At 72.4% G+C, this 12439-nt stretch carries 8 protein-coding genes; 7 read left to right on the forward strand and 1 reads right to left on the reverse strand.

Annotated features, from left to right (window positions below):
- Positions 1 to 267 precede the first annotated feature (267 nt).
- Positions 268 to 813 (reverse strand): YkvA family protein, encoded by a 546-nt coding sequence (locus EV148_RS12370; protein ID WP_131998662.1) that lies wholly within the window; start codon positions 811 to 813, stop codon positions 268 to 270.
- 197 nt (positions 814 to 1010) lie between these two features.
- On the opposite strand from EV148_RS12370, the gene EV148_RS12375 reads away from it, so the two are divergent.
- The 7 genes from EV148_RS12375 to ccmB all read left to right on the forward strand — a co-directional run bounded on the left by EV148_RS12375 (position 1011) and on the right by ccmB (position 12436).
- Positions 1011 to 4178: a protein kinase domain-containing protein gene (locus EV148_RS12375; protein ID WP_131998664.1), complete on the forward strand. Its 3168-nt coding sequence runs from the start codon at positions 1011 to 1013 to the stop codon at positions 4176 to 4178.
- A 72-nt stretch (positions 4179 to 4250) separates the two neighbouring features.
- Complete coding sequence (locus EV148_RS12380) at positions 4251 to 5705, forward strand: FAD-dependent oxidoreductase (RefSeq protein ID WP_131998666.1); 1455 nt, start codon at positions 4251 to 4253, stop codon at positions 5703 to 5705.
- Complete coding sequence (locus EV148_RS12385) at positions 5702 to 8641, forward strand: serine/threonine-protein kinase (protein ID WP_131998668.1); 2940 nt, start codon at positions 5702 to 5704, stop codon at positions 8639 to 8641. Before EV148_RS12380 ends, EV148_RS12385 begins: the two co-directional genes overlap by 4 nt.
- A 51-nt stretch (positions 8642 to 8692) precedes the next feature.
- The gene (locus tag EV148_RS12390; RefSeq protein ID WP_131998670.1) at positions 8693 to 9262 is read left to right on the forward strand and encodes an ECF-type sigma factor; all 570 of its coding nucleotides are present in this window, start codon (positions 8693 to 8695) and stop codon (positions 9260 to 9262) included.
- Positions 9263 to 9419: 157 nt separating this feature from the next.
- Positions 9420 to 10868 (forward strand): hypothetical protein, encoded by a 1449-nt coding sequence (locus tag EV148_RS12395; RefSeq protein WP_131998672.1) that lies wholly within the window; start codon positions 9420 to 9422, stop codon positions 10866 to 10868.
- A gap of 102 nt (positions 10869 to 10970) precedes the next feature.
- A complete protein-coding gene (gene ccmA, locus EV148_RS12400) occupies positions 10971 to 11756 on the forward strand; it encodes a heme ABC exporter ATP-binding protein CcmA (protein ID WP_131998674.1) in 786 nt (261 codons plus the stop codon).
- Positions 11753 to 12436, forward strand: a complete 684-nt coding sequence (gene ccmB / locus EV148_RS12405) for a heme exporter protein CcmB (protein WP_131998676.1) — start codon at positions 11753 to 11755, stop codon at positions 12434 to 12436. Before ccmA ends, ccmB begins: the two co-directional genes overlap by 4 nt.
- Positions 12437 to 12439: the final 3 nt, after the last annotated feature.

The raw sequence follows: 12439 nt of genomic DNA on the forward strand, positions 1-12439 counted from the left end.
CATCGCCGCGGCGGGACTCGCGCTGCGCGCTCGACCCGCCCTACGCGCTCGACCGGGCGCCGCGATCTCGCGTAGGGCGGTACGCGCGCAGCGCGTGCCGCCGAAGCGCCTGGCCGGAGCGAAAGATGCATGTTTCCATGTTTTTCTGCTTTGCAAGCCTCCGCATCGCAACGCGCGTGCCGCCGCTTCGGTCGCGCGTGGCACGCGGCGGCTCCGGCCTTCGACCTTGAGCCGCCCTACGATCAGGGACAGCCCGCCGCGCCTGCGTCAGGCTTTCGTGCCAGCCTCCCGCCGCGCGTCGCGCGGGCGCGCGCGGCGCATGCGGGCCTGCAGCTGGGTACGTTGGGTGGCCAGTTCCCGCGCGTGCACGCGGCGCGCCTCGGCATCGCGGACGTCGGCCTCGAGCGCGCTGCGGAAGCTGCAGAAGTCGGCATAGGCCTTGCGCACGTGGCGCATGCGTTGCAGCAGCAGCTCGAGCATGATCGCGTCGTCGAGCAGGCCGATCACCTCGATCTCGTCAGGAATGAGGTCGTCGGGATCGCTGAAATAGAGCAGCGTCTCGATGATGTCGGCGCGCTCGGGCCCAGACAGTGCCCATGCCTCGTCCTCGAGCATGACGATGAGTTTCTGCACCTCGACCACGCGCTTGCGCACGAACGCAGGCACGTCGGCGGTGTTCAGGTGATCGAGCGCGTACTTGGCCGCCTCGATGACCTCGAATTCGTCCGCGCATTCGGCGGCACGGCGCGCCCGCGCCAGCGCGGCGTGGAAACGCTGGATGTCGGCAGGTTCGAGTTCGAGACTGATCCGCATGTGCTTCCCCGCAGCGCGGCCGTGACCGCTGGTCGTCGTCGCCGCTTCCCCGGAAAGCGGACTGTACCGCGTGCATCCACGCGCCGCACCATCGCAGGCGACGCGTGCGGCCGTGCGGGTGTCGCGCGACACCCGTGCGCCATCGCGCGGACAGCAGCGTTACCATGGCGCCACCCGCGGAGGGTTCAAGGGCGGTCATGCAGGCTCCAGCCAAGCATCCCACCGATGCCGCGCCCGATGGCCGGGTCACCCTGCTTTGCGTCGACCTCGTCGACAGTACCGCGCTGATCCAGGCACTCGGCGACGGCCGAGCCGGTGTCGTGCTCGCCCGCTTCGCCGACGCCGCACGGGAAACCTTCCTCGCCTACGGTGGCCGCGAGATCGACCACACCGACGGCTTCCTCGTCCTTTTCGCCGGCCCCGTCGCCGCGCTCGCGACCGCGCTCGACCTGCATGCGCGCATCGCCGGGCTCGCGCGCGACCACGGCATCCGCCTCGGCGCGCGCGCGGGCATCCACTGCGGCGAGGCGATCACGCGCGAGAACACGCCGGACGCCATTGCGCTCGGTGCCAAGCCGCTCGAGGTCGAAGGCCTCGCCAAGGCCATCTGCGCGCGCGTGTGCAACCTCGCGGGCGCCGGGCAGACCCTGCTCACCCACGACGCATTCGAGGAAGCACAGTACGCGCGGCGCGATGCGTTCAGCGAGCCCGCGCGACTGCGTTGGCTCAGCCACGGCCTGTATACGCTCAAGGGCGTCGACGACGCACTGCTCATCCACGAGGTCGGCCACGAAGGCCGCGCGCCGCTCGCGCCACCGCAGGAGGTCGAGAAAGCGCGCCACCTGCGCGACGACAACCTGCTCACCGGCTGGCGTGCGGGCGCCGGACAGGAAATCCCGGGTCGCGCGGGCTGGGTGCTCGAACGCAAGCTCGGTGAAGGCGGCTTCGGCGACGCCTGGCTCGCGCGCCACGCGGCGAGCGGCGAAGAGCGCGTCTTCAAGTTCTGTTTCCAGCTCGGGCGCCTGCGCTCGCTGCAGCGCGAGGTGACCCTGTTCCGCCTGCTGCGCGGCGCGCTCGGCGAGCGCGACGACATCGCGCGCATCATCGACTGGCGCCTCGACGAAGAACCGTACTGCATCGAGTCCGAGTACTACCCTGCAGGTGACTTCGCCAGCTGGGCCGCGGCGAGCGGCGGCCTCGACGCGATCTCGCCCGATACGCGCATCGGCCTCGTCGCCGAAGTCGCCGACGCACTCGCCGCGGCACACGCGGTCGGCGTGCTGCACAAGGACGTCAAGCCCGGCAACGTGCTGATCGCGCGCGGCGCGGACGGCAAGCCGCACGCGCGCCTCGCCGACTTCGGCATCGCCACCCTGAGCGCCGGCAGCCGCTACCGCCACGGCCGCGGCATCGTGCCGACCGGCATGACCGCTGCGCTCGCACTCGGCGAAAGCAGCCGCTCGCTCGGCACGCGCATGTACATGGCGCCCGAGCAGATCGAGGGCCGCGAGGCGACGACCTATGCCGACGCGTACGCGGTCGGCGTGCTGCTCTACCAGGTCGTGTGCGCCGATTTCGGCAAGTCGCTCGCGCCCGGCTGGGAGCGCGACGTCACCGATCCGCTGCTGCGCGAGGACATCGCCGGCCTCATCGCGCGCGATCCGTCCGCGCGCATCGGCAGCCTCGAACAACTCGCCGCACGCCTGCGCGCGCTGCCGCAGCGACGCGCGCAGCGTGCGGAAGAGGATCGCCGGCGGGCGCGCGAGCTCAGGCGGCGCCGGCGCCGGCGCTGGCTCGTGCCCGCGCTCGCGCTGCTGTCGGTACTCGTGGTCGGTCTCGCCTGGGGCATCCGCCGCGTGAGCCTCGAGGCGCAGCGCGCGAACCGCGAGGCCGCCACCGCGCGCGCGGTGACCGGTTTCCTCGTCGACCTGTTCAAGCAGGCCGATCCCGAGCACACGCGCGGCGAGCGACTGACCGTGCGCGAGGCGATCGACCACGGCGCGGCGAACGTGCAGGAGCGCTTCGCGACGCAGCCCGAGGTGCAGGTGCCGCTGCTGTCGGCGATCGGCCAGGTCTATCTCGCGCTCGGCCTGTTCGATCAGGCGCAGCCGCTGCTGCAACGGGCCCTCGCCGCGGACGACACCGTGCTGCCGCGCGGTTCCGACGAACGCGCCGAACTGCGCCTCGCGTTGCAGGACACCGAAGACGCGCTCGGCCACTACCCGCGCGCGCTCGAACTCGGCCATGAAGCCCTGCGCGAAGCGCAGGCGCTGCACGGCGACGACAGCCTCGCCGCGGCGCGCGCACGCATCGCGATCGGCAACTCCTACAACGGCGAACACGACGCCGAACCCGCGGCGCACCATCTCGAAGAAGCGGTCGCCACGCTCGCCGAGATCGCCCCGCGCGGCGACGACCACGCCGAGGCGTTGTGGAAACTCGCGGTCAGCTACATCTACCTCGGGCGCGAGGACGACGCGATGCGCGTGCTGGAGGAATCGCTCGGCATGCTGCGCGAGCACCCCGAGGGCAACCAGACCTCGATCGCGGCGGTATACGAGACGATGGCCGGCGTCGAGCGCAACCGCGGCAACTTCCGCGCCGCGCTCACGCGCCTGCGCGCGGCGGAGAAGATCTACCTCGACCTCGGCCTCGGCGAACACACCTCGTATGCGAGCGATCTCTTCAGCATCGCCAATGCGCAGTCACTGCTCGGCGAGTTCGAAGGCGCGCGGCGCGATTTCGCGGCGAGCCTGGCGATCTACCGCAAGGCGTTCGGCGACCAGCCGTATCCGTCGTACGCGCTCAACCTCAAGGCGCTCGGCGGTACCCTGAACAATCTCGGCCGCCATGCCGAGGCATTGCCGCTGCTGCGCGAAGCGGCCGCGCAGTACGCACGTCTGCCGAAGCTCGCCGCCGCCAACGTGCCGCGCATGCAGGGCATGATCGGCCTCGCCGAAGTCGGTAGCGGCGACGTCGAGCGCGGGCTCGCCGACGCGCGCGCCGCCGTCGAGGCGCTCGCCGCCGTCGCCGCGGCCGCGCCCGGCGACGAGGACGCCGCCGCGAATTACGTCGAGGCCGCGCTCACCGCCGCCGATGCCGAGCAGCTCGCCGGTCGCGCGGACGCCGCCCGCCGGACTTGCGGCGACGCGCTCGCCCGCGCGCAGCCACTGCTGCAGCGGCCGTTGATCTACAACCGCGTGCGCGAGGCCAAGCTGCTGCTGTGCGTCGATCGCACCGCCGACGCGATGCCGCTGCTGCAGCAGCTCGACGCGTCCGGCTACCACGACCGCTTCCTCGACCGCTTGCGCCAGGCCGCCGGCGTCGCGCCGGCTGCGACGGATGTCGCCGCAGCGGTCGACTGACCCGCCGGGGGATTGCATTCCGACCCGCCGATCGAGCAAGTTGCGCGCTCCGGCACGACCTTGCGAGGCAGCATGAACGCACGCGGCACCACGATCGTCGGCGGCGGGCTCGTCGGCGCCCTGCTCGCGACCCTGCTCGCGCAGCGCGGTTTTTCGGTCGACGTGTTCGAGCGGCGTCCCGACCCGCGCAAGGCCGGCTACGCAGGCGGCCGCTCGATCAACCTCGCGCTCGCCGAGCGTGGCCTGCATGGGCTGCGCCTGGCCGGGCTCACCGGGGAGATCATGCGCCTCGCGGTGATGATGCGCGGGCGCATGGTTCATCACCGCGACGGCCATGCGGAACTGCTGCGCTACGGTCGCGACGACAGCGAGGTGATCTGGTCGATCAGCCGCGGCCGCCTCAACATCGCGCTCATCGACGCCGCCGAGCGCGCCGGCGCGCGCTTCCATTTCGATCGCCGCCTCGTCGGTGCGGAGTTCGCGGACGGCGTCACCCTGCACTTCCACGACGACGTCGCCGGCACCACGCACGAACATGCATGCGACTACGTGCTCGGCGCCGACGGCGCGGGTTCGGCCGTGCGTGCCGCGATGAACGCGCGCCGCGCGCTCGGCGAGCGCGTCGAGGAACTCGGGCATGGATACAAGGAGTTGGAGATTCCCGCGGCGGAGCCGAGGGCCGAGGGCCCGAGGCCCTGGGCTGAAGAGCAAGGCCGAACTGCCGCGGAATCGCCGGGTTTCCAGCCCTCGGCCCCCGGCCCTCGGCCCTCGCTCTTCGCCCTCGAACCCAACGCCCTCCACATCTGGCCGCGCGGCGCCTACATGTGCATCGCGCTGCCGAATGCGGAAGGCAGCTTCACCGTCACGCTGTTCCTGCCCAATGCCGGCGATCCGAGCTTCGCGACCGTGGCGACGCCCGCGGCCGCGCGCGCACTGTTCGAGCGCGATTTCACCGACCTGCTGCCGCTGATCCCCGAACTCGAACAGGACTTCGGCGCGAATCCGGTCGGCGTGCTGTCCACGCTCTACCTCGACCGCTGGCATCTCGATGGCCGCGCGCTGCTGCTCGGCGATGCCGCGCACGCGATCGTGCCGTTCCACGGCCAGGGCATGAACTGCGGCTTCGAGGACGCGGTCGAGCTCGCCGCGCTGCTCGACGAACACGACGATGATCTCGCCTGGACGTTCGCCGAATTCGAGCGGCGCCGGCGGCCGAACGCGGAAGCGATCGCGAAGATGGCGCTCGAGAACTACGTCGAGATGCGCGATTCGGTCGCCGACGCGGGCTTCCTGCTGCGACGCGAACTTGGCCGCGTGCTCGCCGGTCGCCATCCGGCGCGCTTCGTGCCGCGCTACTCGATGGTCACGTTCACGCGCATGCCGTACGCGCAGGCGTTCGCGCGCGGCGCGATCCAGGACCAGCTGCTGCACGAACTCACCGCCGGCATCGATCGCATCGACGACGTCGATCTCGAACGCGCCGACCGGCTCGTGCGCGAACGCCTGTCGGCGCTGGACGCAGCGTGACCGGCGACGCCGACGCCGGCTTCGATCGGCGGCGGCACGCCTTCGAACTGCTGCGCGGCGCGCTCGACGTCGACGAAGCGGACCGGCCCGCGTGGATCGCACGGCAGGCGGGCGGCGATGCCGCCCTCGCCGAGGCGGTGCAGGCGTTGCTCGGCGCGTCCGGCGCGCACGTGCTCGACCGCGGCGTCGATGCACTGGCCGCGCGCCTCGTCGGCGACGCCGTGGTGGACGACCTGCCGGCGGGATCGAACATCGGCGCATGGACGGTCGAAGCCCTGGTCGGCAGCGGCGGCATGGGCGCGGTCTACCGCGTGCGACGCGAAGGTGACGGCTACGTGCAGCAGGGCGCGCTCAAGCGCATCAAGCGCGGCATGGATTCGCAGGCGATGCTCGATCGCTTCCGGCGCGAGCGGCACATCCTCGCGCGCCTCGCGCATCCGGCGATCGCGCGCCTGCTCGACGGCGGCGTCGCCGCCGACGGGCGTCCGTACCTCGTCATGGAGTACATCGACGGCGAGCCGTTGCCGGCGTGGTCGGCGCGCGGGGATCGCGGCCTCGATGCGCGCGTCGAGCTCGTGCTCGCGCTCTGCGCGGCCGTCGCGCACGCGCACCAGCGGCTCGTCGTGCACCGCGACATCAAGCCCGCCAACGTGATCGTCGCCGCCGACGGCTCGCCGCGCCTGCTCGATTTCGGCATTGCGCGCGTGCTCGAGGCCGATACCGGCGACGACGCCACCGCAACCGCGGCGCGCTTCGTCTCGCGCGCCTACGCGGCACCCGAACAGTTGCAGGGTCTTGCGGCGACCACCGCGACCGACATCTTCCAGCTCGGCGCGCTGCTGCACGAACTCCTCACCGGCGCGCGTCTCGCGGGCGACGACGCGACGACGCGTCCGGTCCGACGCCTCGCCGCCGCGCGCGAGCGGGCCGGCGCGTCCGGCCCCGCCGCGATCACGCCGAAGATGCTCGCCGGCGATGCCGGCATCATCGTCGCGCGTGCCACCGATGCCGATCCCGCACGCCGCTACGCGACCGTCGAAGCCTTCGCCGACGACCTGCGCCGCTGGCGCGCCGGCCGGCCGATCCTCGCCCGCCCCGACAGCAGCGGCTATCGCCTGCGTCGTTTCGTCGCGCGTCATCGCTGGCTCGTCGCCGTGTCGATGCTCGCCGCGATCGCCGTCCTCGGCGGCGCCGGCATCGCGATCCGCCAGTCGCGCATCGCGCAAGGCGAGGCGGCGCGCGCGGAAACGGTCAGCCGCTTCCTCGAGAGCATCTTCTCGAGCATCGACCCGGCGCGCGCACGCGGGCGCGACGTCGGCGCGAAGGAACTCCTCGACGCGGGCAGCACGCGCATCGGCAGCGAGCTGTCGGAACATCCCGCGGCGCAGGCTTCGCTGCGCTCGACGCTCGGCAGCGCCTACCTCTCGCTCGGCAATTTCCGCGAGGCGGAATCGCAGTTGCGCGGCGCGCTGGCCTGGATGAGGGCGAACGAGGATCCGCGCACCGCGCAGGTGCTCGCCCTGCTCGCGGACGTGCGCCGCCGCAGCGGCGATCTCGACCAGGCCCTCGCGCTGGTCGATGAGGCACTCGCGCGCGCCGAACGCGAACCGGGCGGCGATGATACCGGCGGTGACGACACGGAGCTGCTGCGCGTGCGCGCAGTCATCCTCGCCGATCGCGGCGAACGCACGCAGGCGCTCGCGCTGACCGGGGAAATCTGGCGGCACCGCCGCGCGCGCTTCGGCCCTGCCGCCGCCGCGACGCTGGAGGCGCAGGCCGATCATGCCGACGCCCTGTACGCGGTCGGTCGGTACGACGAGGCGCTGCCCCTCGCGCGCGGCGTGCTCGATGGCGACCGTGCCCGCCTCGGCAACGACCATCCGCGCATCGGTGATGACCTGCAGGGCCTCGCTTCGATCCTCAACGCGCTCGGGCGCAACGACGAAGCCCTGCCACTCGCCGACGAGGCGCTCGCGTTGCGGCGGCGGATCCTGCCACCCGACCATCCCGAGCTGGCGCGCAGCCTCGGCATGCGTGCGGTCGTCCTCGGCGACCTCGGTCGCGCGCGCGAGGCGCTGCCGCTGCACGTCGAACTCGTCGACATCCTGCGCCGGCAACCCCAGCCGGACGAACTGCTGCTCGCCGCCGAACTCAACAATTGGGGTTACGATTGCAACCGCGCCGGCGACAGCGATGAAGCGGCGCGGCATTTTTCCGAGGCACTGGCGATCTGGGAACGGCGCCTCGCGCCGGACCACGAGTACGCCTTGTCCGGGCGCGCCAACCTCGCCTCGGTCTGGTCCGGCCTCGGCCGGCTGCAGGACGCGGAAGCGCAGCTTCGCCACGTGCTCGCCGCGCGCGAAGCCAGGCGCGACGCGGCCGGCCCTGACGGCGTCGTCGCGACGCGCGCGCTGCTGGCCGACAACCTGCTGCTGCAGGACCGCCCCGCCGACGCGCTCGCGATGATCGAGCCGGCGTGGTCGATCGCACGCACGCGGCCGGTGAGCGATCTGAACCGGCAACGCCTGCTCGCGCTGCGCGCGGAAGCCGAACGCCGCAGCGGCGACGCGGCCGCGGCCGCGCGCGACGCACGCGAAGCGCTCGAGGCGCTGCGCGCGCTCGCGCCGACCGGCTACGAAATCGCTGCCGACGCGGCCGCGACGCTCGCGCGCGCGATCGTGCGCGACGATCCCGCCACCGCGCGCGCGGTCGCGCGCGAGGCGGTCGTGCTGCTGTCCGCGCACGCGGGCGATGCACACTGGCGCACCGCCCGCGCGCGCGGCGTGCTCGGCCTCGTGCTGGCCGGCAGCGACCGCGATGCCGCGCGCGCCGAGCTCGATGCCGCGATCGCCGCCCTGTCGGCTGGGCGCGCCTGGCTGCCCGAGCTCGCCGAACTGCGCACGCAGCGCGCGGCGCTGGGCCGCGCTTCGCATTGACGCAGGCTCGATCGCGCTGCAATGCTGTGCGCGTGATCGCCATTGCATCGCATGGACACGCACCCCATCCAACTGCTCGAAGCCATCGACGTCGGCGATGAGGCCGCGACCGATCGCCTGTTCGAACTGCTCTACGACGAGTTGCGCCGCTGCGCGCATCGGCAGCGCGACGGTGCCGGCGCGACGCTGTCGACCACCGCGCTCGTCCACGAGACCTACGTCAAGCTCGTCGCCAGCGAGCGCCTGCGGCTGGAGAGCCGGCGCCATTTCATGGCGCTCGCGGCGCGGGCGATGCGCCAGGTGCTGGTCGACCACGCGCGCCGCAGCACCGCCGACAAGCGTGGTGGCGGCGCACTCGTGGTGACGCTCGACGACCACGCGGCCGACACGCCCGCCGAAGCGTTCGAGGTACTCGCGCTGGACCGCGCGCTGGGCGAACTCGAGGCGATCGACGCGCGCGCCGCGCGCGTCGTGCAACTGCACTTCTTCGGCGGCCTCACCTTCCCCGCGATCGCCGAACTCGAAGGCCTCAACGAACGCACGATCAAGCGCGACTGGCAGGCCGCGCGCCACCTGCTCGCGGCGAGCATGGGCGCGCAACCGGCCGACCGGGCGCCGTGATCACTGCCGGGGTGCCTGAAGCAGGAGCCCGAAACACGGAGCACACGGAGAACGGCGGGAATCGGGAAGAAGTTCTTCTTCGTGCGCCCCGGCCGATGTCCCGATCCCGCGCCGCCTTGCGTACTCCCACGGCACATCCGCCATCGCGAGGTCACGCATGCCGTTCCACCGCCTTCTGCTCCCCGCCCTGCCCATCGCCGCGGCGCTCGCCGCTGCCGCCGCTGCGCTGCTGCCCTGCGCCGCGCGCGCCGGCGATGGTGATATCGATCCCGCGTTCGCGCCGACCGGCAATGCGCTGCCCGGCTGGGAGCGCCTGTATTTCGGCGCGCAGGACGAACACGGCGTCGCCGCCGCCCGCAACGCGGATGGCAGCATCATCGTCTGCCTGTCCGTCCCCGGCGGCACCGATGGCGCGAAGATCGGCTTGTTCAAGCTCGACGCGAACGGCCACCGCGTGTCCGCCTTCGGCAGCAGCGGGCAGGTGCTCAAGGACGCGGCGCTCAAGACGGTCACCGACATGACCATCGATGCGCAGGGGCGCATCGTCGTCGTCGGTACGACACCCGGCCCGGGCGGGACCGAGAACTTCGGCGTGGTGCGCTTCAACCCCGACGGCAGCGACGATACGAGTTTCGCCGGCGACGGCGGCGTCAGCATCGGCTTCGACGACACCTCGGGCGCGATCCCGACCTACTACCAGGACCTCGCCCGTTCGGTGGCCACCGATCCCGACGGCAAGGTCGTCGTCGCGGGCAGCATCTTCTCCAACGACGGCAACGACGTGCGCTGGGGCCTGATCCGCCTGCGCGAGGACGGCAGCCTCGATGCGCGCGTCGCCGGACGCTATGCGCAGAACCAGAAGGCGGTCGGCACCAAGGTGCTGCGCCTGCCGAACGGCCACTACCTCGTCGTCGGCAGCACGCTGGTCGCCGCCGACGATGCGGACTTCGGCGCGCGCATCGTCAAGCCGTCGCTGACGGTCGATTCGAGCTACAGCGATGCGGGCTCGTTCGCGTTCGACGTCGCTGCCGGCGACGGCTCGCTCTCGGACTTCGCCTCCGACGCCGCGCTCGCCGCAGGCGGCCGCGTCGTGCTCGCAGGCGTCGCGAGCACGCGCATCGCCGCCAACCGCATCCTCGTGCTCGCCGACGGCAGCGGCAACCCGGCCACGCTCGCCCTCGACACGAGCTTCGTCGGCGGCGGCTCGCCGACCTACGCGTACAACTACGTGTCGGCGCTGTCGAGCACCGACGTCGATCCCGGCCATGGCACGGCACGCACGCGCGTGGCCGTGCGCAGCGACGACAGCATCCTCCTGTCCGGACGTTTCACGAGCACGAGCACGAGCGAATCGAGCGCGATGCTGACGCGCTTGCGCGCGGACGGTTCCGAGGACGCCGACTTCGCCGCCCTGCTCGCCACGCGCTTCTACCAGGCGCCCACGGGCGCGGGCAGCGCCAGTACCGACAGCGGCTTCGACGACGTGCTCGTCGACGGCGGCAGCCGCCCGTTGCTCGTCGGCACCTCGCGCGACAACACCGGCGACATGGACGGCGTCGTCACGCGGCTGCAGTCGGACCTGATCTTCGCCGATGCGTTCGAGTGAATAGCGTGCCCCGGCGGCGCGGCGCCTTGCGCCCCGCGCCGCCCGCTTGGGACATCGCGCCACATGGCATTGCGGGCCACGGGCCGCTAGCATGCGCGCGGCATGCCGCCCGCTCCGCGCCAGCCCGAGGACCATCGCGACCGCCCCGCCCTGCTCGAAGCGCGCGGACTGGCGCTGTCGCGCAATGACGAGCCGATCTTCGGCCCGCTCGACTTCGCCCTGCACCCGGGCGAGGTCGTGCTCGTCGAAGGCGACAATGGCGCGGGCAAGACCACCCTGCTGCGCGTGCTGTCGGGCCTGCTCGCCCCGACGTCGGGCGAGATCCGCCTCGCCGGCGAACCGCTGACGCTCGCGCGCCTGTCGCCGCAGGTCGCGCTGCTGTCGCACGCGAACGGCCTAAAGCCCGAACTCACCGCGATCGAGAACCTGCGCTTCGCCGCGGGCCTGCTCGGGCTGCGCAGCGGCCTGTCGCCGACCACGGCGCTCGCCGGGGTCGGCCTCGCCGGCTACGACGACGTGCCGACGCGCACGTTGTCGGCAGGCCAGAAGAAGCGCGTCGCGCTCGCGCGCGTGCTGCTCGCGCCGGTCGGCCTGTGGCTGCTCGACGAGCCGTACGCGAACCTCGACCGCGACGGCATCCAGCTCGTCAACCGCCTGCTCGAGAACCACGCAAACCGCGGCGGCGCGGCGCTGATCACCTCGCACGGCGCCTATGCGTACACCTCGGGCACGCCGCGGCGGATCGCGCTGCGCGGCGGGAATCCCGGTGGCGGCGGACCTGCTGGCGGGAGCGGCTTCAGCCGCGATGCTGCTGTTCCGGAAATACGCGACGGCTTCGCGGCCGAAGCCGCTCCCGCGGACCGTTCGAACAGCGGGGGCGAAGCATGAAACCCGGCTCGACCCTCGCCGCCTGCGCCGCGCTCGTGCGGCGCGACCTCACGCTGGTCTGGCGCCGGCGCGGCGACGCCGCCAATCCGATCCTGTTCGCGCTGATCGTCGTCGCGTTGTTCCCGCTCGCGCTCGGCCCCGAGCCGGAACAGCTGCGCCGCATCGCCGCGGGCGTGGTCTTCGTCGCGATCCTGCTCGCCGGCCTGCTCGCGCTCGACACGCTGTTCCGCAGCGACTACGAGGACGGTTCACTCGAACAGCTCGTGCTGTCGCCGCATCCGCTGTCGCTCCTGCTCGCATGCAAGATCGCGGTGCACTGGCTCACCACCGCGCTGCCGCTGATCGTCGTCTCGCCACTGCTCGGCGAGTTGCTGCACCTCGCCGCGCCGCTGCGCGGCCTGCTGCCGCTCGCACTGCTGCTCGCGACGCCGCTGCTGAGCCTGCTCGGCGCAGTCTGCGTCGCGCTTACGGTCGGCATGCACCGCTCTGGTATGCTGCTCGCGCTGCTCGTGCTGCCCCTGTACGTGCCCGTGCTGATCTTCGGCGCGGGGGCCTGCAACGCGGCGCAGGCCGGCCTGCCGTTCGCCGCGCCGCTGCTCTGGCTCGGCGCGGCGCTCGTGCTCGTGCTCGTGCTCGCGCCGCTCGCGTGCGCGGCCGCCCTCAGGATCTCCCTTTCATGAACG

It is taken from the genome of Dokdonella fugitiva, assembly GCF_004342425.1.
Classification (GTDB): domain Bacteria; phylum Pseudomonadota; class Gammaproteobacteria; order Xanthomonadales; family Rhodanobacteraceae; genus Dokdonella_A; species Dokdonella_A fugitiva.

Coding starts and splice junctions, on each gene's coding strand:
- EV148_RS12370 (WP_131998662.1), bottom strand. CDS start 813: ATGCGGATCAGTCTCGAACTCGAACCTGCCGACATCCAGCGTTTCCAC.
- ccmA (WP_131998674.1), top strand. CDS start 10,971: ATGCCGCCCGCTCCGCGCCAGCCCGAGGACCATCGCGACCGCCCCGCC.
- EV148_RS12390 (WP_131998670.1), top strand. CDS start 8,693: ATGGACACGCACCCCATCCAACTGCTCGAAGCCATCGACGTCGGCGAT.
- ccmB (WP_131998676.1), top strand. CDS start 11,753: ATGAAACCCGGCTCGACCCTCGCCGCCTGCGCCGCGCTCGTGCGGCGC.
- EV148_RS12375 (WP_131998664.1), top strand. CDS start 1,011: ATGCAGGCTCCAGCCAAGCATCCCACCGATGCCGCGCCCGATGGCCGG.
- EV148_RS12395 (WP_131998672.1), top strand. CDS start 9,420: ATGCCGTTCCACCGCCTTCTGCTCCCCGCCCTGCCCATCGCCGCGGCG.
- EV148_RS12380 (WP_131998666.1), top strand. CDS start 4,251: ATGAACGCACGCGGCACCACGATCGTCGGCGGCGGGCTCGTCGGCGCC.